Genomic DNA, 2,562 nt, shown 5'->3' on the forward strand with positions numbered 1-2,562 from the left:
CTTCCCGGGCATCGTGATGCACTACAAGTCAGGCGCCAAACAGGCCGATCCCTCCGCCGTTCATATCAACGTACCCATGCCCGGTGCAGGGACGGACGCCGATCCTTTCGCCAATCCGTTCCTTGCGCCCGGCAACACCGCGCCGAGCTTCGGCAAGCCAAGCACACCGTGACAACCGGCCGGGCGCGCAAGCGCCCGCCGCAAACCATCGACGTATCGCACGTCGCTCATATTCAACAGGAGGAGGTAACCCATGAAGGACAATCCAGGCCGCAGACAATTCCTGTCGGGCGGTGTGCTTGCGGGGGCGGCAGCTGCTGCTTCGACGCTTGCGACACCGGCCATAGCCCAGTCATCGCCAACCGTTCGCTGGCGTCTGACATCAGGTTTCCCGAACAATCTGGACACGATTTACGGCGGCGCCGTTGTCATGGCCAACGCCCTGAGGGCCATTACGGGTGGCAAGTTCGACATCCAGGTCTTTCAGGCCGGAGAAATCGTTCCCGGAACCCAGGCCATCGACGCCGTAAAGGCCAATACCGTCGAAATTTCCCATACCTGCGGATATTATTTCACGGGCAAGGATCCGACATTCGCGATCGGTTCGACCATCCCCTTCGGCCTGAACGCCCGCCAGCAAAATGCATGGCTTTACCATGGCGGCGGCAACGAGGCCTATAATGAATTCTTGTCCGACTACGGCGTCATCGGCATTCCCGGTGGTGCGACGGGCGCCCAGATGGGCGGCTGGTATCGCAAGGAGATCAAGAGCATCGAGGATATCAAGGGCCTCAAGATGCGTATTGCCGGCGTCGCGGGACAGGTGCTTGCAAGGCTTGGCGCCGTGCCGCAGCAGCTTCCCGGCGGCGATATTTATCCGGCGCTGGAACGCGGCACCATCGACGCCGCGGAATGGGTCGGTCCCTATGACGACGAAAAGCTCGGCTTCTACCAGATCGCGCCCTATTATTATTATCCGGCCTTCTGGGAAGGTGGCCTGACGATCCACTTCTTCGTCAACAAGGACCAATATGCGGCCCTGCCCGACGAATACAAGGCAGCGCTCGATACCGCCTGCAAGGCCGCCAACATCAACATGCAGGCGCTTTACGACGTCAAGAACAAGGATGCGATCCGCTCGCTGGTTTCCAAGGGCACGCAGCTTCGTCCGCTGCCCCGGGATGTGCTCGACGCCGCCTACAAGGCAACCTTCGAGCTCTATGACGAGTACACCCAGAAGCACCCCGCATGGGCCAAGATCTATCCCGGCTGGAAGAAGTTCCGCGACGAGAGCTATGAGTGGTTCCGCGTCGCCGAATATACCTATGACAGCTATGGCTATGCGATGCAGACCGCCGGTAAATAAACTGACATGACTTTTGCCGAGGCCCCGGATGGCGACATTCGCGGGGCCTCGCTCTCTTGGCGCTACTCCTTGATAAGTCCGTTGTCTATCGCATAGCGAATGAGACCGGCGGTCGTCGCAATATCCAGTTTCCGCTTGATGTTCTTGCGGTGGGTTTCCATCGTACGCTCGGCAATATCGAGCGCCAAAGCAGCATCGCGGTTGCTTTTTCCCCTTGCAATCAAAAGCAGAACGTCCTGCTCGCGGGTGGTCCGCAACGGTATCGATTGCCGCCACTATTTCCTCCGTGGCCACATCCTTCAGAATGTAACCGGCCGCCCCATACATCACCGATGTCGAGATATATTCCCGGCTGTCATGCATCGACAGCATCAGTACCCGGGCGGAAAGCTGTCTTTCCTTGAACAGCTCCAGGGCATCGATGCCATTGATCTGGGGCATGTTGATATCCATCAGCACCACATGGGGTTTTGTGGCGACAGCCGCGTCAATGCCCGCCATGGCAGACACCGCGGTTCCAACCACAGCAATATGGTCGTAAGTCTCGAGCACCGCCTTCAACCCGTCGAGGACGAGAGGATGGTTGTCGACAAGAAGAACCCGGATCGGATGAATGGTCACTCCGCGGCCTCCTGCAAACGAGGGCCGTGATCCTTCATGGCCGTCATGGGCAGGACCGCCCGCAGGACGGTTCCCCTGGCGGAGCTTTCCACATCGAGCCTGCCGCCAAAATGGGTCATGCGTTCCTGCATGTTTCTGAGACCAAGACCCTTGTCGGCCGGCATTTCGTTCTCTGTACGGGTGGCCGGAAATCCACGGCCATTGTCGCTGACGACCATCTGCACCCGCTCATCCCGGCTGGAGAACCTGATGGTGACCCGCGTTGCATCCGAATGACGCTCGATATTGGTGAGCGCCTCTTGTGCGACACGATAAAGCGCGACACGGGCCTCCGGAACAAGCATGTGCTTGAAGGCCACCGATTCCAGCGTCGCCGCAATACCGGTGCGTTCGGAAAAGCTTGAGATCAGCGCTTCCAAAGCTGCAGTCAGTCCCAGGTCGTCAAGAACGCGGGGACGCAGGTCGTGCGAGATACGACGGACCTCCTTGATCGCCTCGGTCAATGCCGACGCGCCTTTGCCGATCGCCTCCACCGCGCCGACATTATCCGGCGTCACCTTGCGCCGCGCGAGATC

Annotated in this window: 2 protein-coding genes and 2 pseudogenes; 2 read left to right on the plus strand and 2 right to left on the minus strand. The window is 59.4% G+C overall.

The genetic code is table 11. The annotated features are described in order from the left end of the window. Together O8B93_RS27990 and O8B93_RS26720 are read left to right on the plus strand one after the other, a co-directional pair. Positions 1-172 (plus strand): annotated as a pseudogene (locus O8B93_RS27990) (C4-dicarboxylate ABC transporter); the annotation flags it as partial. 81 nt (positions 173-253) lie between these two features. Further along, positions 254-1,366, plus strand: coding sequence for a TRAP transporter substrate-binding protein (locus tag O8B93_RS26720; protein WP_269712920.1), 1,113 nt, complete (start codon positions 254-256; stop codon positions 1,364-1,366). 62 nt (positions 1,367-1,428) lie between these two features. Here O8B93_RS26720 and O8B93_RS26725 read toward each other — a convergent pair. Next, a pseudogene (locus O8B93_RS26725) lies at positions 1,429-1,987 on the minus strand (response regulator transcription factor). Next, positions 1,984-2,562: sensor histidine kinase (locus O8B93_RS26730; protein ID WP_269712921.1), on the minus strand; the 579-nt coding region annotated here is incomplete at its 5' end. The pseudogene O8B93_RS26725 and the gene O8B93_RS26730, both read right to left, overlap by 4 nt.

This window comes from Martinezella rhizogenes, assembly GCF_027460065.1.
Classification (GTDB): domain Bacteria; phylum Pseudomonadota; class Alphaproteobacteria; order Rhizobiales; family Rhizobiaceae; genus Agrobacterium; species Agrobacterium rhizogenes_C.